Annotated in this window: 17 protein-coding genes; 11 read left to right on the plus strand and 6 right to left on the minus strand. The window is 31.0% G+C overall.

Annotation, left to right across the window (positions count from 1 at the left end; all coding sequences use genetic code 11):
* Positions 1 to 2: 2 nt before the first annotated feature.
* The 7 genes from KDK92_RS14005 (at position 3) to KDK92_RS14035 (ending at position 14,580) form a co-directional block, all read left to right on the plus strand.
* A complete protein-coding gene (locus tag KDK92_RS14005; RefSeq protein WP_250859956.1) occupies positions 3 to 575 on the plus strand; it encodes a hypothetical protein in 573 nt (190 codons plus the stop codon).
* Entirely contained in the window at positions 562 to 1,755 is a 1,194-nt protein-coding gene (locus KDK92_RS14010; RefSeq protein ID WP_250859957.1) for a hypothetical protein, read from the plus strand. The genes KDK92_RS14005 and KDK92_RS14010 overlap by 14 nt, the downstream gene beginning before the upstream one ends.
* A complete protein-coding gene (locus KDK92_RS14015; protein ID WP_250859958.1) occupies positions 1,755 to 2,723 on the plus strand; it encodes a hypothetical protein in 969 nt (322 codons plus the stop codon). Before KDK92_RS14010 ends, KDK92_RS14015 begins: the two co-directional genes overlap by 1 nt.
* Positions 2,720 to 5,569 carry a hypothetical protein gene (locus KDK92_RS14020; protein WP_250859959.1) on the plus strand — a complete coding sequence of 950 codons (2,850 nt, stop codon included), beginning with the start codon at positions 2,720 to 2,722 and terminating at the stop codon, positions 5,567 to 5,569. The genes KDK92_RS14015 and KDK92_RS14020 overlap by 4 nt, the downstream gene beginning before the upstream one ends.
* The gene (locus KDK92_RS14025) at positions 5,566 to 6,147 is read left to right on the plus strand and encodes a PulJ/GspJ family protein (RefSeq protein ID WP_250859960.1); all 582 of its coding nucleotides are present in this window, start codon (positions 5,566 to 5,568) and stop codon (positions 6,145 to 6,147) included. Before KDK92_RS14020 ends, KDK92_RS14025 begins: the two co-directional genes overlap by 4 nt.
* 2 nt (positions 6,148 to 6,149) lie before the next feature.
* Complete coding sequence (locus tag KDK92_RS14030; protein ID WP_250859961.1) at positions 6,150 to 6,917, plus strand: prepilin peptidase; 768 nt, start codon at positions 6,150 to 6,152, stop codon at positions 6,915 to 6,917.
* Between the two features lie 127 nt (positions 6,918 to 7,044).
* Positions 7,045 to 14,580 carry a VWA domain-containing protein gene (locus KDK92_RS14035; RefSeq protein ID WP_250859962.1) on the plus strand — a complete coding sequence of 2,512 codons (7,536 nt, stop codon included), beginning with the start codon at positions 7,045 to 7,047 and terminating at the stop codon, positions 14,578 to 14,580.
* 101 nt (positions 14,581 to 14,681) lie between these two features.
* Here KDK92_RS14035 and hpdA read toward each other — a convergent pair whose 3' ends face one another.
* Genes hpdA through hpdB form a run of 3 tightly spaced genes read right to left on the minus strand, consistent with a single transcriptional unit; the run spans position 14,682 to position 18,534 of the window.
* Positions 14,682 to 15,608, minus strand: coding sequence for a 4-hydroxyphenylacetate decarboxylase activase (hpdA, locus tag KDK92_RS14040; RefSeq protein ID WP_250859963.1), 927 nt, complete (start codon positions 15,606 to 15,608; stop codon positions 14,682 to 14,684).
* 42 nt (positions 15,609 to 15,650) lie between these two features.
* The gene (gene hpdC, locus KDK92_RS14045) at positions 15,651 to 15,908 is read right to left on the minus strand and encodes a 4-hydroxyphenylacetate decarboxylase small subunit (RefSeq protein WP_250859964.1); all 258 of its coding nucleotides are present in this window, start codon (positions 15,906 to 15,908) and stop codon (positions 15,651 to 15,653) included.
* Positions 15,909 to 15,912: 4 nt separating this feature from the next.
* Positions 15,913 to 18,534, minus strand: coding sequence for a 4-hydroxyphenylacetate decarboxylase large subunit (hpdB, locus tag KDK92_RS14050; protein ID WP_250859965.1), 2,622 nt, complete (start codon positions 18,532 to 18,534; stop codon positions 15,913 to 15,915).
* Between the two features lie 339 nt (positions 18,535 to 18,873).
* Here hpdB and KDK92_RS14055 point away from each other — a divergent pair, with 339 nt between their 5' ends.
* The 4 genes from KDK92_RS14055 (at position 18,874) to KDK92_RS14070 (ending at position 22,105) form a co-directional block, all read left to right on the plus strand.
* Positions 18,874 to 19,788 (plus strand): AEC family transporter, encoded by a 915-nt coding sequence (locus KDK92_RS14055; protein ID WP_250859966.1) that lies wholly within the window; start codon positions 18,874 to 18,876, stop codon positions 19,786 to 19,788.
* A 47-nt stretch (positions 19,789 to 19,835) separates the two neighbouring features.
* Complete coding sequence (locus KDK92_RS14060) at positions 19,836 to 20,498, plus strand: hypothetical protein (protein ID WP_250859967.1); 663 nt, start codon at positions 19,836 to 19,838, stop codon at positions 20,496 to 20,498.
* Positions 20,499 to 20,760: 262 nt separating this feature from the next.
* Positions 20,761 to 21,669, plus strand: coding sequence for a peptidoglycan DD-metalloendopeptidase family protein (locus KDK92_RS24820; RefSeq protein WP_250859968.1), 909 nt, complete (start codon positions 20,761 to 20,763; stop codon positions 21,667 to 21,669).
* 13 nt (positions 21,670 to 21,682) lie between these two features.
* Positions 21,683 to 22,105 (plus strand): bactofilin family protein, encoded by a 423-nt coding sequence (locus KDK92_RS14070; RefSeq protein WP_250859969.1) that lies wholly within the window; start codon positions 21,683 to 21,685, stop codon positions 22,103 to 22,105.
* Positions 22,106 to 22,133: 28 nt separating this feature from the next.
* Here KDK92_RS14070 and KDK92_RS14075 read toward each other — a convergent pair whose 3' ends face one another.
* The 3 genes from KDK92_RS14075 to KDK92_RS14085 form a co-directional block, all read right to left on the minus strand.
* Positions 22,134 to 22,988 (minus strand): helix-turn-helix domain-containing protein, encoded by an 855-nt coding sequence (locus KDK92_RS14075; protein WP_250859970.1) that lies wholly within the window; start codon positions 22,986 to 22,988, stop codon positions 22,134 to 22,136.
* A gap of 185 nt (positions 22,989 to 23,173) precedes the next feature.
* Complete coding sequence (locus tag KDK92_RS14080; RefSeq protein ID WP_250859971.1) at positions 23,174 to 23,320, minus strand: hypothetical protein; 147 nt, start codon at positions 23,318 to 23,320, stop codon at positions 23,174 to 23,176.
* Between the two features lie 76 nt (positions 23,321 to 23,396).
* The gene (locus tag KDK92_RS14085; RefSeq protein WP_250859972.1) at positions 23,397 to 23,870 is read right to left on the minus strand and encodes a hypothetical protein; all 474 of its coding nucleotides are present in this window, start codon (positions 23,868 to 23,870) and stop codon (positions 23,397 to 23,399) included.
* Positions 23,871 to 23,901: the final 31 nt, after the last annotated feature.

A 23,901-nucleotide genomic window follows, 5' to 3' on the forward strand; every position in this document is an offset into this window, starting at 1 on the left:
GCATGCGGGATTTAAATTTTTTTAATTCGTTTATTAAAGACAAGAAGAGCAAGAATAAAATAGTGTCTGTTCTTCTAATTGCAATAATAGTGATTTTCGGTGCTGCCATAAGTTCCGTTGTGTATTTGGAGATTTTAATTTCAAGTGAAAGATCGGGTATAGAGACAAATAATAAATTACTTAGTTCTAAAAGTGTATCAAAGATAGAGGAAAATCTTAATAATGGTGAGGAACAAGCTAGAGCTTTAACAGAGTTCTTATCACAAGTAAAGAGTGCAAAAGAATACATAGATAAATCTACTGATATTACTACTAAGGAGATATTGAGTATATTCAACTCATTACCTGAGAATGTAAGTATCTCATCATTTGTAAGCAATACAGGACAAGTATCAATGCAATGCGAGACAGGTGACAGAAAAGGAGTTGCTTCAACCATAAGCAATCTTAAAAAATTAGGGCTTGAAGAGGTATATGTACCCTCTATAGTTACAGTTGAAAAAGATGGAACACTAAAGTATAGGTTTATGGTCTCTGGGAAGATAAGGGAGGGTGAGAATAATGAATATGACTAGAAGAGAAAAAGTTATGGTTATGGTACTCTTTGCTGTCATTTCAATGTTTCTCTATTCAAAGTTTCTTCTTAATCCAAGACAAGAGAAACTCCAGAGCTTAAGAGAGGAAAAGATTCAGCTAGAGCAGAGAGTAAAGATGATTGACCAAAAGGATAGAAGAGATAAACAAAATATTAAGTTGATAGAGGAACTAACGAAAGAAGTAAATTCATTATCACTTGATTTATTCAACTTTATTGGAGAAGAGGATGTAATTGCAGTAATGGATGAAATTATTGACAATTCAGGAATACATATAAATAATATGTCTATCACTCAAAAAAGTAATGAAATTTTGTCTATAAACAGTAGTGAAGGTGTTAATGGAACAGAGAAAAGTTCAATTGAACAGGCATATGATAAGGTTAGTGCTTCTAATAAGGATGAGGTTGCAAAGGAAGATATTCAGGAAATGGAATCTCAAAATGATGATGTAGAAGGTAATGGTGTAAGTATTGCAAAGATGGGGGTTACATTATCATATAAAGGGGATTTCAATCAGTTGATGAAATTCATATCTGAAATAGAGGCTTTTAGAAGAAAGATTGTTATTAGGAATATTAATATTACTAGTGGAGAAATGTTTCAATTAACAGGGAATATTGCACTTGAGCTATACTATCTTCCTATAATGAATGATGAAGAGTATATGAAATTCTACAATTCAGCTGACAGGAACAATCCATTTGTTTCAAAAAATCTGGATAGCACTATATTGGATTTCATGACCAAGAAGGCTGATGTGAGTATGATGTTAAAACCTACTAGTTCTGATTTGCCAACAATGAATATTAATCTTTCAAATGGAAATAGTGAAAGTGCAGTTGTACTAGAAAGTGCAACTTATGAAAATTGTAAAATTTCCATAAGAGAGGAAGAGGAAAAATATTATATTAAGTATTCTATTGGAGATTTGAATTTTCCTCACTCTGGATACGAAATATTTACTCCAAACAGTGAAGATATGATTAAAATCGAGGTGAGTTCAACCAAGAGGAATTCAGATAAAGATAACAACGGGGTGAATGTAATCATTGAGAATGAAACCTCATTACCTGTTAAGGTTAAAGTAATAGGTGATGATCAGGAAAGACCTAGATTCTTATTAATAGATTCTGTAGGTAAGGTGGAATTAAAATAATGGGAGTGATATATATAAAAAAGAAAAAGGGGACATCTTTCTTAGAGATTATTATTGCATTATCCATTATTGGGATAATATCAGTTGCCGTATTTAACAATATATATTTTTCCTTAAAGGTTAATAAGGAGATTGATGGGAAACAGAATAGCAGCATATTAGCACAACATGTTTTTGAAGAGATAAAGAATATGGGGGATACTAGATTCAAAGAACTTGTTATGTCAATTGCAGAAACTAATAAATCAAAGGGAAATAATTCAGAGGATTCATTTCTTGGTAGCAAATTTGAAGAAATAAGGTCTGGGGACATAATAGATGAATTAGAGAAATATGGACAGAACATTGATTCTTCGAAAGTATTCAATAAAGAAAATACGGATCTCTTTGTTGTGATTTCATTTCCTAACTTAAAAACTGGTGAAGAAGAAAAAAAGAGTGATAATAAGCTAGTACCGGAATGGAAAACTATGAAAGAGTGTGAGGTTGGTATGGAAATAACTGAACATGGAGAAATAGAGTATGAAGTAATATTTTACTTAAAGGGTAAAGAATATACAAAATTTCAATGTTCAAAAGAGCAATTGTTCCCTAAGGTGAGTTTAGAGGGAAATGTGATAAAAATATATTCCCAAAAGAACAAAAAATTCGAAGAAGCAATTACAAAGGGAAATATGTTTATAAAAGATAATACAGGAGAAGACTTCTCGTATATATTAAGTAATAATGGATCCTTAGGGTTAAAACTATATGTTGAACACCAAACAGCTGGTAACATTGACTTTATAACATATGGAAATAAGATTAAAGTTTATAGTAATGATAGAGAGAAAACCCCTGATGGAGAAAATATAACTATTGACAGTTTATATGATTTCAATGTTGCAGTTTTTAGAGAACATGGAAATAACATCACTAAGATGATTGAATTAAAAGGACACAAGAAAATTAAGAGGTTCAAGATATGAGGAAGAAGAGAGGATCAATTCTAATATATGTGATGACAATATTCGCTGTTCTGATGATAATGGGTGCAACACTAACAACACTTACACTTCAGAGCATGAAGAATAGAAAATATTATTCAAACAGCAGGGTAAACTTATACTATAGTGAAAGTGGGATAGATGAAGCATATGGTGTAGCATCTGAATATGTGAAATTAGCTTCAAATTATGCGCATGATGAAACAAATAAAATAATTGAAGCTATGATAGAAGAAGATAAAGAAAAATTAGAAAAGATATTTCTCATGAGACAAGTTCCAGACTATGAGCAAAGAGTTGATGAAATTGAAGAGCAAATTGATAATATGATTAAATTAGAAAATATCAATCTTGTTTTATTTAATAAATATGGTGAATTGATTGAAGAATCACTGAAGACAAATCAAGATAATTATTTCAAGATATCCTATATAGATTTCTTTAATTTAAAAGATAAAGAGAATATCGACAAGATGATAGCTAGTATAGAAAATTATCAAGATCCTGCTGGTGATGATGATACACTTTCTCTGGAAGTTACTAATAAAGAAGTTATAAAGGAAAGTGTTATAACAAATGACGGATTCAATCTCAATGTTGTATCAACCTTCAATAATGAAGGGATAGAAAAGATTATCGCAGCTGATTTGAATTTTACAGTACCAAACTATGGATCGAAATTATCTTTTCCTACTAAATACAAGGTTTTTCCTGAATCACCTGTGTGGAATAAAGGGCTTGTGGTGAATGAGACTTTAAGTATTAGGAATGCTACACTTAATGTTAATGGAGATGCCTATGTTAATGGAGAAGATAAAGATGGTGTGTTTAACGGGAAAGATAAAGTAGCAATTCAAATGAATTCTCATAAGAGCAACCTTACTGTGAATAATGGAAAGGTTATTGCCTGTGAAGGTGTTAAGTTTGATTATAATTTTCAGACAATAAAATCAAATGGAGCTAAGGTAAATATAACAGGAGGAAATCTTTACACAAAGGGAGTACTTTTCAATAAAGGAGCACAAGGGGCTGATTTGTCTGTTAAACACTCAATATATGTTCTTGATGATTGCGAGATTAATGCTAAAAATTCTACATTAAATGTAGGGGTTCCAGATGTGGGTGGTTCATATTATGGTGTTTCTAGTGGAGAGGGTGCAGCAGATAATGAGGTAGATAATTCAAGTTCCATAATTATCAACTCAGAGGATCTGGGGGAAGATGGGAGCTCTGTAAATATAGAAGATAAAGTATATTTGGCAGGTACGTCCTATATCAAAGGATTGAAAAATCCAGTGACTACAGGGACTTATGATTACCAGACAGGAGAATCTATATCAATAAAGGGGAATTACAAAGCGTATTCAGGAAGCTTAAATGGAAGTTTAGAAATTGGAGATAAAGACTTAAAGTATGAACTTCAGAAAAATATGTTATCTCCATTGGTATTAGCAACTAATTATAATAAATATTCAAAATGGTTTACCATATACACTGAAGAGGGGAAAAATGAAATCTACCTAGGAATGGACAACCAGTTAAAAGAAAAATATGAAGGAGCTCTTTATAAGATAGACAAAGTTGGAGATAGAAAGTTTCGAATCGGCAATAAGGAATTGCTTATACCAGTTGAAATGGATTCCATTAAAGATTCTAATGAACTGAGTATTGAATTGGTTAATGGAAGTGGTGAAGTTATAGAAGTTATTAAGGTTCCTAAACTTCAAAATAATATCGAAGCATTTCTTTATATTGATGACTCACAGAATAAAAATGTTTTTGTAACTATAACTCCAAAAGGTAAAATGGAGGATTCTCTTAATGGAGCAAGTGCAGTTGTAGTAAAAGAGCAAACAAGTGAGGGGGTAATAAAAGAGCAAAGAGGTTCCTTTGATGAATTTATTGCGGTTTCTGAAGCAGTTGTGGGGCAAGACATATCTATAGATGTACATTGCGATGGGAGAGATCCTTTCAATACAAAAATCAATCTATTAAGTTATTCGACGTATTTTCAAAATTTCAATGTATATGATAAAAGCAAATACTTTAAGCAGTTCTATGATGAAAATAAGAATAAAATAGAGCAAGGAAACGGTATTACAATTAAACATATTAGTGATAGTATTTATACAGGTGCTATTATCTCAAATAAAAGTGCTTTTAGTACAAACTACGGCAAAGAAAATTATGATAATGATTATTTAGTTAGACAAAAGAAAGCAGAGCTTAAGGATAAAATTTATTACATGGACATGTTTGAAAACAAAAGTGATAATAACTATAATCAGGATATTGGCAAGTATGATATTCTGGGATATAAATCTTTGATTAACCCTCCAGAAAACGTTTTGGATTATGAAGTAACACCTCATAAATTATTAAAGATCGATCACAATGTAAAGCCTTTTAATAATGGTCTTTATATAAGCAAAGGCGCAGAAACTAAGACTGTTTTGACAGATAAGGGTCAGAGTGATAGCAGCTTAGATGGTGAGAGAGTTATGCTTAATAATAATTCATTTGGAATAATCATATGTGAAGGAGATGTTTATCTTGAAGGAGACTTTGAATTCACAGGAACGATTATAACACTTGGAGATTTGTATGTAGTAGATGGTTCAAATGTGAAAATTTATTATGATGATGCCTTAGTAAAGAGGGTTGTAGCAAGGAATTATGATACATTAAAAAATGTTTTTAAGAGCTTATCAGGGTATGAACTAGATAAAGTGAAGGTAGAAGTTTATGATAATAATACAGCAACTGTTACTCCGGAGCCTAATACTAGTGTGCCATTAACAATTGAGAAATGGGTTGTGGTAAAATGATGAAAAATAAAAAAGGATTTACATTGATGGAGGTAATGCTTGTAATGGCAATCTTCTCTATGGCCTCAGTTGTGATCTTTTCGGTTTTCATGAGTAATTATATGAGAATAGAAGCACAAGGTAGAGAAACATACCTACAGGAAGATATAGATAGAGGACTCACTCGACTTTCTAATAGACTAATGGGTACATGTGAAATCGTAGAAAATAGGGATATTGGTGTATCTGATACAGTGCTATTGAGTTTTAATTATTATTATAAAGATAATAAAGAACCATATGAGGGTGATCTTTATTTAGTAGAAAATGACGGATTATATACCTTGAAACTACACTCAAAAAGAGAAGTTGAAAGCAAAGTTGAAGAGCTCACAAATACATTTATGTCATATGTTAAAAATTTCAATATAAATTTCATTAATGAAAGTGGTGGAACAACTAGTCCTGCACAAGCATGTGCACTAGAGATTAACTATACTGTAACAACATCATATAAAAAGATTGTTAAGGAGAAGACTGGCAAGGTCATCATAAAGTTGAGGAACATAAACCCAAACCAAGAAGAGATAGGGGGTTAAACATGATAGAATTTTTTATATTTTTAATTGGAATCAGTATTGGAAGTTTCTTGAATGTTTGCATTTATAGAATTCCACAAGAAGAGAGCTTGATACCAAGTTCTCATTGTAAAGCATGTGGATATGGGCTTAAAGTTAAGGATTTAGTACCTATATTTAGCTATATGTTTTTAAAAGGGAAATGCAGGAGTTGTGGTAAGAAAATTAGTATGCAATATCCACTGATTGAATTTATAAATGGGACGCTGTATCTATTATTGTATATTAAATTTGGATTCACCTTAATTTTTGTAAAATATGCTGTCATAGGTTCAATTTTAATAGTTTTAGCACTAATAGACTATAATACACAATATGTTTATAGCATAGTTTCATGGAGTTCAATAATTGTGTCTGTGATATTTGTATTTATTCAATTTTTAAATAAAGAAGATGTATCAAGTTATATTATTGCAGCACTAATTGGGGTAATTGTCTTTGGAGGAATTAATTTATTTTCCAAAATTATATTTAAGAAACAGGGACTTGGCGGAGGTGACGTAGAAGTCATACTTTGCATGGCATTAACATTAGGACTTTCTAAATTCATATTGAGTTTTTTCCTATCAGTAACAATTGGCGCAATATTATCCATAATAGCCTTGGGTTTTAAGAAAATTAAACGAGGAGAGTATGTTCCGTTTGTACCGTTTTTGGCATTGGGAACATTTATAACAATGTTCTTTGGTGAAGAAATAATTAGAATATACATGGGATATATTATTCCATAAATAATAAGGCTTTAGAAATTGAAGATTTAATAAATCACCTTGTATTGGGTACTTGAATTGCACAGGTGAAGGTCAAGCTTTGAGAGAAAGAGCACTGGGGAATAAAATTTAAAAAGGAGGAGCGTTTATGCGAAAAAAAAGATTATTAAGTTTTCTTATGGTTCTTGTATTAATGTTAACACAAGTAGGTGTTTTGCCAGTTTTTGCTAATGAATTACCTAAAGCACCTATAAATCTTTTAAAAGCAGTTGAGAAGAATCAATTTTTAATAGATGAGGAGTTTACAATCAATTATAAGATTCAATCTCAACCAATACAAGCAGATAAAATACTTCCAGAATCCTATTTGAAGGATAAAGAAATCGTTTTAGTAATGGATACATCGGGAAGTATGAAAGAAGAAATAAGGTATAATCAAGAAAATGACCATCAATCTATATTTCAAGAGAAATATGCGACAAAAAATGTAAGTGTGAATTTGAGAGATAATCATAATGGTCAAGATATATATGATTACACAATACAATTTACTGAACCATCAGCAGGTGAAAATGTAGATACAAGATATTTAATCTTTTACTCAGAGAGAGAAATAGATGTAGTAGGAAATTGGATTAAAAATTTAAATTCAAGTAATTTAAAATATCTTTATAATGATTCAGATAGAGCATTAGGTATAAGTTCGGATAATTCTAAATACCGATCTCTTCCGGATTGGCTTAGTGATATTGAGGGATATTCTTTTAGTGGCAATAAATATTATAATGTATATGTAGCAACTATTAATGATTTAAATAATGGTAAAGTTATAGGTTTAACAAAAGCTAAAAATACAATTGGGAGAACAACAAATAAAAAACCAAAAATTGATGTCATGAAAGAGGTTGCTAAAAACTTTTTAGAAAAACTAAAAGATGATAATAATAGTGGTGTAAAAGTTGCTTTAGTTCCTTATGCAAGTTATGCACAAGATAATAATTTTAATAATAAAGACTTTGCAAAGTTATCAGATTTTACTCAATATAAAAGTTTAACAGATAAAATTGAAGCTTTGAGTGCTGATGGAGGAACTAATATTGGAGATGGATTAAGGAAAGCATTTTATAAATTCTCTGATTCTGATGAAGATACTCGTAGATATGTGATTTTAATGACTGATGGTGAACCTACTTTTCATAGTTTTATAAAAAAATGGAAATGGGAGGGTTCTGGCCGGCGTAGACATAAGAAATGGTATAAAGAATTATATTTTGGAGATGGAAGTTATCCAAATAATTATGATTATGAGGGTGGAGGTCATTATGCTACTGAAGACGATAAATTATATGCAAATAAGGCTGCTGAAGATTTAATATTAAAGGGTGGAAAAGAAATTGAATCTTTTATGATTGCATTTAGTAATGATGCAGACAAAAGTGAGTTAAAAAATATAGCAAATAGTGCTAATGGATATTACAAAGAAGCAGTTGATGGGAATGCATTAGATGAAGTATACCAAAAACTAGCTGAACAAATACAAAGTGATTTACCTATTCACGGCATAAATTTTCAAGAAACATTCCCTCAAGGAATTAATATAGTTGAGGTATCGGAGGGATTAGAATTTAATGGTCAGACTGTAACAGGAGATATAGGAAGTATTTCATATATCTTAAATGAAGAAAGTAATCAGTTTGAAGCTGAACCATTTGAATTTTTTATTAAGTTAAAAGGTACTGAAATAGGAGACTATAATTTAGGTGAAGAGAATACTGATAACATTACATCGTATATTGATTATAAAGATATTGATGGAACTGATGGGCATAAAGCTTTTCCAGGAGTAGATATATCAGTATATGAAAATAAACCACCAGAGATAACAGCGAGTTTATCACAACATGGTACTGATGAAGATAAATATAAATTATCATTAATAATTGATGAACCTTCAAAAATAGAAATTCTTAATAGTGATGGAGAGCGTCTTTGGTATAAGAATAAAACAGGAGAAAGTCCTAATAATTATCCTAAAACTTTTTCTGTACAGCTTGATAAAGCCGATTTAAAGGGTAATTTAATTAATATCAAAGCAGAGGATAAATCACGAAATAAAGCAGAAGAAACTGTTCCATTAATTAATCTGAAGCCCATAGAAATTCTTGGTTGGAACGAAAATGATAAAACCATAAAAGGGATATTAGATTTACAAACTGAATTAAACTCTACAATTACAAGTGTAAAAATTAATGGAGATATTGTTGCTGAAAATAGATTGTTAACTGAAGAAGGAACATATTCTCAAAGAGTGGATTTTAAAGAAGGAAGTAATTCAATAGATATTACTGTAGAGAATCAATTTAAGAATATTTCTACAGAAACAGTAATAAAGGTAATAGAAAAATATGCAATAGCACCTGAAGTGAATATCAAAGTTTCAGATGCATCAGGACTAAGAGATACATACGATGTATCTTCTCAAAATGAAGATAAAAGAGTAGATGAAATCTTAGATCCAAGTATCACACTTAAAGGAGATGCTTTTGCCAATATAAATGTGAAAGGAAAAGATGTTGACTTCTTCAAATATCAATTTTTAAATAGCTCGGAAACACCTTCACATATGCCTATAACTGGTTGGGAGAGTATAGACTTAAATGAAGAGACGGTAAATGAAGATGTTGTAACAGAAAAACGAGGATTCTTAAACCAAAGATCTTTTGATGTTAGCCATATGCCACTTTTAAATGATACAACAAAGTGGAGTGATTCTGAAGAAGTTTTCAAGGATCCTTTTGATGCTACAACTTATAAAGAGGCAATATATTCATCAAGTCCACAACAGTATGGTAAATTAGAAGATTACATAAAGAGTGATGGTACTAATGGGAAGAGATGGGTAACTAATTCTGTATTTATAGAAAAAATGTCTATAGGTGGACAATATAAAGAATCTTCAAAGTTTTGGGGATACATCAAAGTGGATGAAACTGGTGATTATAAGTTTGGTGCACATTCAGATGATGGTTGTAGAGGATATATAACTGTTAATGGAGAAACAAAAGCTTTTGTTGATATGTTTAAACCACAAGGGCGAAATAAGAATATTGGAACTACTAATAATGTATATAGCTTAGAAGAAGGTAAATATTATCCGATTTATTTAGAGTACTTCAACTGGGGAGGCAGCGCTGCTTTTGAAATAAAGTATTCTGATAACAATGGATCATCATGGAAAAGAGTACCTCAAAATTATTTCTATCCATCTAAAAATATAACACCTGGAGAATATGCTACTAGTATATTTACAGGAAGTAAAGGAGTTAAATTCCCATCTGAATCTGGTGATTATTACATTGCTTTTAGAACTGGTAAAGGAACTGATATTACTAGAGAAGGAATTTATGGTCCATTTACTGTTAATGGGAAAAGTACAATAAATGTATCGAAGGTTGTTAAGGGTGGAAATATAGTTAATGAAAAGAATAAATTTATCCTTGAATATACGATTAATCCAGCAGATATAGAACCTAGAAGTACTTTTAAAGAAAATGGTGAATTAAAGCAAAAAATATTCTTAAACAATGTACAACTGCAGGATGAATATCCTAATAGCATTGAAATTAAAACAGGACCTAATCAGAGTAATATAGTTAAGAATGGTCAAAAAATTACAGTGCAGATCAAGAAGATAGAATATAATTTAATTACAAAGAATGGACAAAAAATATATTCAGCAGAGCCAATAAAAATACAAGTTTATTTAAGTGCAAAAGAACTTGGAGATTATACTTTAAGTGAAACAGGTAAGTCAATTATTACATTTACAGATGTTAATGAAGCTAATAGACAAATTGAGTTTGAGCCAGTTAATATAACTGTAAAACATCAGCTTAGAGAAAATTTAAAGGTTTTAGAAGTACAACCAACTCTAAATTTTGAATTAGAACCATCTATGTTTACAAGTATTGCTAAAGAAGATGGAATTGATTTGACACAAATGTCAATGCCGCAGTTTATATCTGATATAGATAAAATAAATGGTAATTATGATGTGGTTTATATAGGAAGCAAAAATGGTTCGTATGCGCATATAGGAAGTAGACCAAATAAACTTCCATATAATAATTCAAAAGATAACGGAACAGATTCTTTAGAATACTACAGTGAAAATGATATTACCAATAGAAAAGCTGATGATTTAAAAGAGTTTGTAGATTCTGGACAACTTACAATTTTCTCAAACAGTGTGTTTGAAGATAATGAAACCAAACTACATTCTAATTTCAATTCTTATATTGGTAATAAAAGCAATTTTATAACTACAGATGATATTGTTGAAAAAATCAAATCAATAAGCAAACTATATGAAGACTGTAATAAAAGACCGATTTTGTCTATCACTGAGTCACCGATTGATTTTTTAGGGACTATAGATAATGATAGTACTACAACTTCAAACTTTTATGAAGACACTAAAAATATGAATTTTGTATTTGATATAAATAATATAAATGTAACAGGTAATAACGAAAATCTTATGAATGTAAGATTATATTTGGATAAAAACGGTGATGGATTCTTTAGAGAAGATGAAATTGTTGAGGAACATGAGTCAAAACCCAATAGAAGAGGATATGTACTTAATTATAGACTTGAAGAATATTTTACTGGAATGATGCCTTGGAAATTGGAAATAGAGGATATTAAAACAGGTTCTAAAGCTTATAAAACTGGATACCCAGCATATAAGGGTGATAAGTTGGAAGTTAGAGTATTACAATTAATTCCACCAAGAAATACTTTTGATATTAGTGATGATATGAAAGTTCCTTTATCTACAGATTATTACAACGTTGAAGTTACTACTTTAAGAACTGATGATTTTAATGATAATTATCCTAATAACATTGGTGATATAAAGACAGAATTGAACGGTAACTATGACATGATAATTTTAGGTTTTGATGATGGATTTGAGAATGGTGATTTAACAATTGAGGCTATAGAAGCGATTAAAGAATTTATTAAAACAGGTCAGAGTGTAATGTTTACCCATGATACTATGAGTTATCATGTAAATAATTATGGAGCTCAATGTGAAAATTTAACTGAACAATTTAGAGATATTATTGGTCAAAGCAGATATAATAATAATTCTATAAAAAATAATGATAGGATAAGTTATAATAATGATGAATTTTATTTAAATGAAATAGTCCATGATGCTTTACCAGACGCTACAAAAGCTTCTTATGGATTTACTAAAGGTATTTTAGATGTTAAAAATGGGATAACGCCAAGTCATCCACATATTAATAAAACTTATAAATTAAATGAAGGATTATTTACAAGATACCCTTATAATTTAGCAAATAATCCTCAGAAACAGCTTAATGTTGCAACAACACATGAACAATATTTTCAGCTTAATTTAGAAGATGAAGATGTTATTCCATGGTTTACATTAGATGGTGAAGGTTCCAATAGTTATATCTATGATAAATATGATGGAAGAAATAATTATTACACATATACTAAGGGGAATATAACTTATTCAGGAACTGGGCATGTTAACCCAGACGGAAATGGTTCAAAGAAAGATGAGCATGAAATGTTCATGAATACAATAATTAAAGCTTCAAGAAGTGCTAACCATGCTCCAACACTTGAAGTAACAAATCTTGAGGAAAATAAAAAAATATCTAAGTCTCAGGAAAAATTTGAATTTAGTTTTATCGCTAGAGATTTAGATGGGGATCCTTTAAGTGGTAAAGTTTATATCAATGGAAATTCAGTTATAAGCTATGATGAAGGTGATATTAAGAATGGTGAACAGGTAAATGTTGAAATTTATCAAGGTATTTTAGACGAATATGTAGGAGATAATAATGAGTTTACAATAAGAATAGTTGTGGAAGACCCAAAAGGAGCAATAGCAGAAGAAATATATCTTCTAAGGTATCTAAATAATCCTATATATATGACCATTGATGAAAAACGAGGATATTTAGTTGGAGAAACAGCATCATTTAAATTGAAGGTTATTGCAGATAGATTTAGTGATGATTTTAAAACAAAAACTAATAATATAGATTTTTCAATGGAATATGATAATGATGCGCTGAAAGTTGTTGGTGATAGTAACTGGGAAGAGTTAAGTAATATAACATTTAACCCTGATCCACAACCACAATTACAGAAAAAAACTTTCGAGTTCAAATTAGAACAAGAGGGTAATTACTCAGTGGAAAATATAATAACTTTTGATTATTCTAATATAAGTGTAGATAAGCAAGAAGTTGAATATAGTTATCCTATTAATGTGAGAAGTGGAATGATTGATATTGAAGTAGTTAATAGTGATGGTACAGCTTTTGAAAGTGTAAAAGTAGAAGTGGAAAAACCAGATGGAAGTATTAAAGATTATCATACTAACGATAAGAGAATTACTACATTAAGTAACCAGCTGCCAGGAAGCTATAAATTTACAATAAAAGATTTACCAGATAAGTATATGGTTAAAGGTGGAAATTTTAAAACTTTTGAATTGTCATATGGTAATAATATACAAAAAGCGAAATTTGAATTAATAGATAAAAGTAAAATTGGACTTGATTTAATATCGGAGAGTAAAAATGGATATTTAGTAGGAGACACTGCAGAGATTACTTTAACAGCAATTGCTCATAATGATGATGAAAATATAAGGACTCGTTTTAGAAATATTGAATACTGGATGTCTAGAGATATTAATGACGCTTTAGAATTGATTCCAAATGAAAGTTGGAATATAAGAGATATAGACGTCGATGGTAAAACAATAACTTATGATAATCCACCTAATAATAATCCACCATCTACAGTGTTAAGTTTTAAGGTGAATAATAAACCAGATGATGACAAACCAATAACTATAACTAATCATTTAAAATATGAATATTTGAGTGGTAATAGAGATGTTAGAAGTGATACACATGAAATTAGAGTTAGATCTGGTAAAATAAGAGTTGAAGTAGTAAATAGTGATAGTACAGTTAAAGTAACTGTTACCAGACCAGATGGAAGTACTGAAGATTATGAAACTGATGAAGATGGAATTATTACATTAAGTGATCAACCATCAGGAATATATACATTTACATTAAAGGATTTAGATGAAAATCTTATAGTTAAGGATGAAAATTTAAAAACTATAGATTTGAAATATGAGAAGTATGACCAAGTGGCTACATTTGAATTATTAAATAGTACCACAATAATAAACAATGGTATGTATATTAATAATAAATTTGTTGAAACTGATGAAGTTGTTACCGGATTCGATGCGCACTTAGCAGCTAAATTTAAGGTTCTCGATAAAGAACCAGAAATAAAATTAATTTTAGATAAAGAGTTCAGTATAGCTCAATTAAAATTATTCAAAGTTGATAATTCAGGAAATTTAACTGTTGATTATGGCAATATTGGCTTTGTAGAAATTAAAGGAGAAAGTATTGAAGGAAAGAAAACATTTGAAATTGTAATACCTGAATTGGCAGATGGTTATAATTCTTATCTTTTACAGTATACAGTATCTCAGAAAGCAGAAGTTGACGATGAGTTAGAGTACAATATCGATGTAAATGGTATAGAAGGAGACGAAGGTCAGTTAACGGTAGTAGCACTACCTATTTTAGACTAATTAAATATGATTAAATAAGTGAGGCACAGATGATTTACATCTGTGCCTCAGGTTGTTAAAAAGTTCAATCTCGGAGTCACAAATGTTCGTCTTTGTAACCGTTAAAAGGGAGTATCACTACCTATATAACACTGTAATCCAGCATGAGTAAATCGATTCTTGATATATAAAAGAGTTTCTTCAGATGTGGCTTCAAATGAACTATAGGAATAATCTTTTCCTATTCCATTCCATTTGCTTTCTCCCATTCGATGAAAGGGAAGTATATTTATCTCACTTAGAGAATTTTCTTTCATAAAATCAATAAGTGCTGAGATGTTTTCTTCCGTATCATTAAAGCCTTCAATTACAGGCATTCTGAGAATTAATTCACCAGACCAGTTTGAGTTAACAAGTGTTTTAATATTAGCTAGAATTAACTTATTTGAGACCCCTGTTTTATTAATATGTGATGCTTCGTTAAAATGCTTTACATCAATAAATGCAAAATCAATATATTCCATGATTGTCATGAAGATATCAGTACTAACTAATGCTGTTGTTTCAATGGCGGTGTGGATATACTCTTCGTTACACTTTTTTAGAACCTCTAGAAGAAATTCATGTTGCATTAATGGTTCTCCACCACTAAAGGTTACACCGCCCTCAGGTCCCCATGAATCTCTATCTCTCTGAAGTCTATCCATAAGAGCATCTACAGTATATTCATCACCAATAACATCTATAGCATCATTGTAACAGCTATCTGCACATTCAAAAGATGTACAATTAGAACAAAGTTCTTTATTAAATTTTAAGACACCATTGTCAATACTTATGGCACTTAAGTTACAGCTTTCTAAACAATTGCCACAAGATTTACATTTAAACTTTCTATACATAATCTCCTGAGAGGTTATCCAACTTTCTGGATTAGCACACCATTCGCATTTCAAAGGGCAGCCCTTTAAAAATACAGTTGTTCTTGAACCAGGGCCATCGTGAACAGAGAAACCCTGTATATCGAAAATATTACCCTTTAAATCCATAACAATTCTCCTAATATTTAAGGAGCGCTAAGCGCTCCTAAATTATTTTTCTTCATATGATGAACAAGTAACGGCATTAAGTTCACCGTATACCCAATCATTAACTTTTAAACCTACACATGTACCTATTCCATCTGTGCTCTCTTCAGTGAAGTTTTTGCAGAATTTACATTTTGCTTTCTTATCATAAGAAGCGCATGCATCACTGTCTATTTCAACAATATTTCCAGTGAGTCTGCAGATTCCTTTAGCAGCATCAATATTTGAAAAGTGTAAGCAATCATTATGTTTTATGTTCATATTTCTACACTCCTTCGTACTCAGTTCTAGCTATAACTTCATCTTGTATTGGTTTACCAATCTCACACCAGTATTGAGTGAATCCTGCAACTCTAACCATTAAATCTCTATAATTATCAGGTTTACTCTGAGCATCAATAAGTGTATTTGAGTCCAGGACGTTGTATTGAACATGGAAACCACCTTTTCTCATATAAGCTCTAGTAAGATCCAGTAAACTTCTTGTTCCTTTAGCACCAACTATTGCAGATGGATGAAGCTTAAGATTAAGTTGTGAATTTTGAGAGCGACTGTGATCCCAAACTGTTGCAGAATTAAAAATCGCATAAGGACCTTTTTTATCAGTTCCAGGGCATGCTGACATTGAACCATCAGAGAAAGTAGTACCTGATAATCTTCCATCAGCTGAAGCTAAAGTTGCAGCTCCCTGTGCTCCGTGAGTGGAAACAGAAATTTGACAAGGGTACATCTTCTTACCAAATAGAGATTCAACCTCTCTTGTCATATCGCAGAACCATTCTTCGTAATCTTTAAGAATACTATCAACATAAAAATCATCGTTTCCGTATTTTGGTGCATTGATGCAATCACTGTGGATTTTATCCCATTCAGTTATTCCATCTTCCTTGATTTGAGTAGCCATTGAATAGTTACCAGTCTCAAGTGCGTTTTTATATCCAAAGTTATTTAATATTGCATTTTTAAGCTCTTCTAATGTATATTTTTTATCATCATAAACAAGCTTTTTCATTGCTGCCAGCGAGTTAACCATTGTTATTGTTCCACAGCTCTCAACATTATAAGTTGCATTATATCTATAACCCATATTGCCGATATGTTGTCCTTTATCAAGGCAATCAGGTTTCATAAATGAGTTAACAACTGACATGTTATGTTTTCTCCAGATATCATGCTGAACATTATTTGTCTTAGCAAGAATATCTACAGCAACTTTGTAGTAATCACTAAAAGTTTCTACAAGTTCCTCATAGGTAGCTAGTTCTTTGTTATGAGGAGGGAAAACTTGTATATCAGTTCTCTTATCATATCCATTTGTAAGCACTAGTTCTAGTATCTTTGGATTTGATACGAAGTGGACACCAACACTTGTAGGTTGACCAGCACCACCAGGTACTGCGTATTTCTTATCATTAAGAGTAAGCTCTTTCCAGCAACAAGGAGAAGTCTCAAGACATCCGCCGATAGCTAAAGAACGAGCCTCTCTGATATCCATACCTTCTTCACCATATTGATCAAGTATGAAATCAATCCCAACCCTGTTGTTCATCCAAGCAGGGTATCCAGAACCAGTTTTTGTACACTCAGATGCTTTTAAAAGGAAACTTTCTGGAAGTTTCTCATCATAAAGTACTGAAAGTGTTGGTTGTGGAGTTTGACAAGAAACACCAGACTCAAGGATTATCTCTTCCAGTTCATTGCAAGCTGCTTGACCGTCTTTAGTTATTCCACCAAGAGTAAGGTTGTTGAATGTGTTACCAGAAAGAACCCCACCAACTACTCCAGTTGAAGCAAAACAATCAATTGCTGTTATTTTGATTCTATATAACTCCATAAGTTCAAGAACTTCTTCACGTGTTATTCTACCTTCTGCAATATCTTGTTCATACCAAGGATACAGAACTTGTCCTAATCTACCTATTGATAAACCAGATATAGCATCTTCATTAAGGACTGCTATATGAAGAGCATAGCTTAACTGTAATGCCTCCTTGAAGGTTCTTGGTTGATTATGTGTGATCCATTTAAGGTTTTCTGATATTTCAGTATATTCTTTTTTTAATGTTTCATTCTGAGTTTTATCGGCTAATTCTTCAGCGTGATTTGCGTAGTTACCTATCCAATTTTGTAAACCTTCAATAATATGTATTACTGCCTCATAAAAGTACAATCTTTCCATACCTAGTATGCCATCTCCATGAGCATTACCAGCCACAACAGATTTGCATTCAATGGCCATTTCTTTCAATTTATCAAAACCATATTGAAGAGGGTAGTAATAGTTTATAACTTCTCTTCCTTGTGGTAATGTGTAACCTGAATCAAACATGCAGATAAGAGTCTTCATTATATCTTCTTTCATCTGATAGTTAGGAACCATTTGTTCATATTTTCTTCCAAGATCCTCTACAGATTTGTTTGTCCATTCTTTGGCGATTTTAACTAGAACAGGAATCTCTTCTTTTCTCATTCCGAATTTTCCCGCAATAGAAACTACATTACCAAAGCTTTTTGTAACATTTCCGCCACCTTGTCCAAATTCACTTAACTCATCTGCACTAGCATTAGCTGCATTTTCAACCTCTTTAAATAGATCATCTTCTTTAGCAATAAAGAAACCTTCTGATAACCAAGGCATTGGAAAAGATCCTCTATAATTATAAGTTTTTTGCATTACAAGCTTCTCTCCTGGTAATATGTTTGGAGTTATTCTTGAAAATGCTTCCTTAAGAGCCATAGCTCTTCTTACTACTGTTACTTCACCGTCAAGCTCTTTCCACTTTCTATTATACCAATAAGGGAATTCCATATCGGTAGTTGAAAGAGTCATGTAATAAATATCTCTTAGACCTCTTGCTCTTTCAGAGGGAGTTTTGATATTACTCATGGTATCTCTCCTTTACAATTTAATGTAATAAACTGTTAGATAGTAAAAATTCTTTGTAAATAGGAATTTTTAGTCATACTCTATTTTTTATTATAGCATATTAGTAGTAGCTGTTTACCACCTAAGAAGAAATAAAATCTAAAAATTCAAATTATTTTTTTAAGCTGTTTAAAGTGAGAAAGTGAAATTTATGAAAAAGTATCCTATTTTGTAAATTATGAAAGTAAATATATCTTACTTATGGTCATATAGAGTAGAATATTATATAATAGATATGTTACAAAAATGTAACCAAAGTCACATTTCAAAAATATTATTATGAAATATGGAGAAAAAGTTATGAACAATGTCGATATTAATACTGCTGTATTAATTTTATTTTTTATAATTATTGTAGGATATATTGCTAGAAAAACTAATATAATTACTAGAGAGTTGAATAAAGGATTATCTGGTTTATTGGTGAATGTTACATTGCCACTATTGATAATCTCATCCTTTAATAGAGCATATGATTCAAAACTTATGGAGAATGGAACTAAAATTCTTATATACTCTTTCCTAATACATATATTTCTGTTTTTGTTGGGACAAGTTTTATATATTAGAAATGAAGAGAGCAAAAAGAAGGTTCTAATATTTTATACCACTTTTTCTAATACTGGGTTCATGGGTTTCCCGATATTGGGCAGTATATATGGTGATACAGGAGTTTTCTATGCTGCAATCTTTAATATTGCATTCAACCTTTTGGTTTGGACATTGGGTGTGAGTATATTTACAGGTGAGAGGGATTTAAAATCTATAAGAAAAGTGATTGTGAATCCATCGTTTATTGCTGTAATTATAGGTATTATAATATTTAGATTTTCAATTCCTCTTCCAGAATCAATCTGGGGGGCATTAGAGTTGGTTGGAGATACAACTACCCCATTATCTATGATTATAATAGGAGCTATGCTGGCTGAAATGAAAGTACATGAGATCTTTACAGATTTATCAATTTATTATGGAGCATTTATAAGATTGTTGGCTGCTCCAATAATTCTTTATTTTATAATGAGTGTTTTAGGAGTAGAAGAACAAGTTAGAAATATATGTATAATCTTAGTAGCTATGCCTGCAGCAGTTACCACTGCAATTATAGCCGAAAAATATGAGGGCAATGCACTTTATGCTTCACAAAGTATATTTATTACCAATTTAATTTGTTTATTAACAATACCATTAATAATATCTTTTTTAGGGGTTTAATATAAGTATAACTAAAAGGGAAAAATAATTATTAGGAGTTGATGAAGATGAAATTAAAGGATTTTTTATGGGCATTAGTCATTGTTTTATTTGGAGCGTTTTTAGCTGTTCCACAAACAAGGGCGATTTTTGAATCATTAACAGTAGAACATCCATATATATTGGGGTTCATTAAAGTATCGATACTTGCAACTATGGGGGAATTGCTAGCAACTAGAATTGCAAAAGGCGAGTTTATTAAACCAATAGGAGTGTTTTGGAAATTTATTGTCTGGGGAATATTTGGTTTAGCATTCACTGTGGTATTTAAAATTTTTGGTGCTGGGACAGTAGCAGCAACTGAGAAGGGATTACTTCCTGTTTGGGAAAATGGTGCCGTAAATAATGTTTCTCGTGCTTTCTTAACTAGTTTTTTTATGAATACCGCTTTTGCACCAACATTTATGGCTCTCCACAGAATACTGGATACCTTTATTGAGTTAGGGGAAGGTAAAATTAATAAAATCTTTAAAGTAAGATTATTTGATGTTTGTAAAGAAGTTGATTGGTATGGGTATATTAGTTTTGTTATATTAAAGACAATTCCTTTTTTCTGGATTCCGGCACATACAATAACATTTATGTTACCAGAACAGTATAGAGTTTTAATGGCAGCTGTGCTGTCTATTGCCTTAGGTGCAATACTTGCTTACTCAAAAAAAAGGAAATAATAAATCAAATGTAGAAGTTGTATATCAAGGAAGTTTTGAGAAGAAAGGATATATAAATATGTTTAGGAAAAGATATGTATATGTTGAAAAATTTTAGTATTATACTAACTGAAGCTAAAAATCCTTGGTGGGTATACCTTCTTATAATAGGAGCCATTGGGTTACCATTTAACCTTGTAAATATATACATTAAGATGAACAAGAAAAAGAAATAATAGGTATTTGAATGTGCCTTGGATTTGAGAGTATTAGGGGGAAGCTTGTGGGGAAACAACTGAAAGTTAGAAAAAACAGAAAATATACTATTATGATAATTCCCCGTCGGGGTGGGAAACTTAAAGAAATTAGCATTAGTGTAGTAGGAATCTGGTTGACATTAATAGTTTTTATTGGGATAATTTCTTATACTGCACTTGTTACTTATGTGAATAGAGTTTCTGCATATAAAAGTAGAAGTATAAAGCATAAGGTCTTAGAACAAGCAGAGAGAATAGAAGAACTAACGCAACAACTTTATGCACTTGAGAATGTGAATGAGGAGTTGCTTAGTGAGAATAAGGATTTAATAGAACAAAAGATTGAAATGAATTCAAAACTTGAAGAGATAACTGAAATGGAAAAAGCTCTTGCAGAAGCATTAGATGATAATGATTTGATGACAAAGTATTCAGAAATTGGTGAATATGCATTTGCTGATTATAGAAAAACTTTTGGTGAGAAAATAAACGCCACGGTTGAACTTGTAGAGAAGGTAAAACTCCAATCTAAACTTCTAAGACGAATTCCAAATAGATTACCAGCAGAAGGTAGTATTACTAGCTATTTCGGAAGAAGAACTCATCCAGTTACAGGGGAATTAGGAAAGTTTCATAAGGGGATAGATATCGCTAATTACACAGGAGCTCCAATATATGCAACAGCAGATGGTGTAGTGAAATTTGCTGGATATCACAGTGGTTTTGGGAAATTGGTTATTATTGATCATCAGAATGGCTATGAAACATATTACGCCCACAACTCAAGTTTGCAAGTAAATCAAGGAGAATATGTTACAAGAGGTTCTCAGATTGCGAAGATGGGTAGCACTGGTTTATCTACAGGAACACATAGTCATTTTGAAATAAGGTATTTTGGTACGTCTGTCAATCCATTAAAAATAATAAATGATTAAAAGGGGGATATAAATGTTTAGTAACAAAAAAAATGCAAGTACTACTTATCAGAGTGATAAGTTTGACACAATAATTGCTAATAATACTTCAATGTCTGGAAACATTAATGCTGAGGGTAATGTTAGAATCGATGGTTCTTATAAAGGTGATATTGAATCTCATGGTGAAGTAATAGTGGGAGACAACGGATTTATTAAGGGAAACATAAAAGCTCAATCAATTTGTGTATCAGGTAAGGTAGAAGGAAATATTGAATGTGATGGACTATTAGAGATTTATAGCCATGGAGTAGTAGATGGAGATATTATAGTTAAGAGTCTCTCAGTAGTCGAGGGAGGACTTTTTAATGGTAAATCTAGTATGGGAGCTATGAATACAAATAGGGATGTTGAAGAAAAAAATGATAATAGTGGAATAGAAATTATGGAAGAGTAAATTAAAAGCACGCAATTGCGTGCTTTTCTTATTGTGTTATTGGTAAGAAGATTTCAGTTGGGCTCAATATATCAGGGGTTTCATAGGTAACATAGTCGCATATATAAAAGTCAAAAGATCTAACGCATAAGTTTGTAGTAGGTAACCATGTACTATAAATATAATCAAAGGTTTCTTTGCATTTGTAGGCTGAATCGTTATGAGTAAAGTTAGCATATTCACCTCTAGGGATTATTTTTCCCACCATGCCTTCAGGAATTTTTTCTAAGTTTTCAACTTCAAAAGCACAGAGATGAGTGAATTCTATTGAGCCATCATCGTTTTCAATGTAATCTTTGCTATAATCTTCATAAGCAACTATAAAATTAGGATTTATAATATTAGGTATGTCTTCTTTTTTAAGAAATAAGTCCTGCCATAACTCCCCTAGTCGACCATCTCCAGGTATATGCCTACCTTCAACACCTATTAAATACATTTCTTCTTTATGAACTAATTTTGGTATCATATCCAACACTCCTTCTATATTTGGTATTATTTTTTCAAATAAATCTACTCTAATGTTGTTTTGTCTGCATAGACGAGGTGATATACCAAACTCTTTTTTGAATGATCTACTAAAGGCTTCACTTGATTCGAATCCATAGTCAAAAGCCATATCTATAATTTTATCATTTGAGTCTAAAAGTCTCTGTACTGATTTAGAAAGGCGCCTTTTCCTAATATAAGTAGCAACTGAGAATTTAATTATTGCGGAGAATATCCTATGGTAATGGAACTTTGAAAATCCTGCTCTAGCAGCAATATCTTCTGGAGTGAGATTACTAGTAATATTCTCTTCAATATAGGTAATAGAATCATTGATTGTTTTTAAGTAGTCCATGTTATCCCTCCAACAGTAAGTGATTTATAAATAAATTATAATATAGAAGCATAGATGAAAAATGATAATTATTGCTAATTTCATTATAAAACATCCATATAGTAACAACAAGATTTATACATAGAAATAAGACCCCTACATTTAATAAAGTAGAGGCCTTAAAAGGAGAAGAATACTATGAGTTTTTATCTCTTCAAATTTTTTCTTGAAGGAACAAGTTCCTGCTCTTTATAACCAGTCTTTGAAGTCATACTATTCTCTGATTGATGCTGTCTAGCAGTATTTTGAAGTTCACTTTGTGGTGTATTCATTTTCTCTTGTTTTTTATTCATGAGTAGTCTCCTTATAAGAAATTTGGATCTCTATTAGTATTTGATTATAAGGAAAATAAATTCAAGGAAAACAATGTTAACTTACTTTCAATGATCTTATATGCTCATCTAAAAGTCTTTTATTCATATCATATACATGTTCTGGTTTTCTTGTATAAGCATCTTCGTTAATGAAATTTAATGAGAATATATAAGAGTCTTTGAGTACTATTTTTAATCCCAGGTTTCTAACATAGATAAAGTTTTTTTCGGTTAATTCTGTATTTACATCCTCAAATTTAGAGATTTTTTTAATATCTTTAAGATTAAATTCCTTTAAAATCTGAAGAGCTTTTTTATTTTTTTTACAAAGAAGAGCTTTCTTGTTATGTTTATCAATATATAGAGAATGCTCCATTTTCCCTTTTTCATTTATACTTACAAGATTTTCTGTTATTTTAAAATTATCAGGTAATACCGAAAGCTCTTTAGGTGGAAAATAAATGTTCAAAAATGCCCTTAGTATGACAACAAGGACAAAGACACCTAGAAGAATTAAGAGCAACAACATACTAATCACCTCTCTCATTATTATGTATATA

The sequence above is a fragment of the Oceanirhabdus seepicola genome (assembly GCF_023684385.1).
Classification (GTDB): Bacteria; Bacillota; Clostridia; order Clostridiales; family Clostridiaceae; genus Oceanirhabdus; species Oceanirhabdus seepicola.

What these genes read in the sequence shown, in the direction of transcription:
- KDK92_RS14005 (WP_250859956.1), top strand. Translation starts at nt 3, where the DNA reads ATGCGGGATTTAAATTTTTTTAATTCGTTTATTAAAGACAAGAAGAGC.
- KDK92_RS14015 (WP_250859958.1), top strand. Translation starts at nt 1,755, where the DNA reads ATGGGAGTGATATATATAAAAAAGAAAAAGGGGACATCTTTCTTAGAG.
- KDK92_RS14035 (WP_250859962.1), top strand. Translation starts at nt 7,045, where the DNA reads ATGCGAAAAAAAAGATTATTAAGTTTTCTTATGGTTCTTGTATTAATG.
- KDK92_RS14030 (WP_250859961.1), top strand. Translation starts at nt 6,150, where the DNA reads ATGATAGAATTTTTTATATTTTTAATTGGAATCAGTATTGGAAGTTTC.
- KDK92_RS14025 (WP_250859960.1), top strand. Translation starts at nt 5,566, where the DNA reads ATGATGAAAAATAAAAAAGGATTTACATTGATGGAGGTAATGCTTGTA.
- hpdC (WP_250859964.1), bottom strand. Translation starts at nt 15,908, where the DNA reads ATGAACATAAAACATAATGATTGCTTACACTTTTCAAATATTGATGCT.
- KDK92_RS14055 (WP_250859966.1), top strand. Translation starts at nt 18,874, where the DNA reads ATGAACAATGTCGATATTAATACTGCTGTATTAATTTTATTTTTTATA.
- KDK92_RS14080 (WP_250859971.1), bottom strand. Translation starts at nt 23,320, where the DNA reads ATGAATAAAAAACAAGAGAAAATGAATACACCACAAAGTGAACTTCAA.
- KDK92_RS14060 (WP_250859967.1), top strand. Translation starts at nt 19,836, where the DNA reads ATGAAATTAAAGGATTTTTTATGGGCATTAGTCATTGTTTTATTTGGA.
- KDK92_RS14010 (WP_250859957.1), top strand. Translation starts at nt 562, where the DNA reads ATGAATATGACTAGAAGAGAAAAAGTTATGGTTATGGTACTCTTTGCT.
- KDK92_RS14020 (WP_250859959.1), top strand. Translation starts at nt 2,720, where the DNA reads ATGAGGAAGAAGAGAGGATCAATTCTAATATATGTGATGACAATATTC.
- KDK92_RS14085 (WP_250859972.1), bottom strand. Translation starts at nt 23,870, where the DNA reads ATGTTGTTGCTCTTAATTCTTCTAGGTGTCTTTGTCCTTGTTGTCATA.
- KDK92_RS14075 (WP_250859970.1), bottom strand. Translation starts at nt 22,988, where the DNA reads ATGGACTACTTAAAAACAATCAATGATTCTATTACCTATATTGAAGAG.
- KDK92_RS14070 (WP_250859969.1), top strand. Translation starts at nt 21,683, where the DNA reads ATGTTTAGTAACAAAAAAAATGCAAGTACTACTTATCAGAGTGATAAG.
- hpdA (WP_250859963.1), bottom strand. Translation starts at nt 15,608, where the DNA reads ATGGATTTAAAGGGTAATATTTTCGATATACAGGGTTTCTCTGTTCAC.
- hpdB (WP_250859965.1), bottom strand. Translation starts at nt 18,534, where the DNA reads ATGAGTAATATCAAAACTCCCTCTGAAAGAGCAAGAGGTCTAAGAGAT.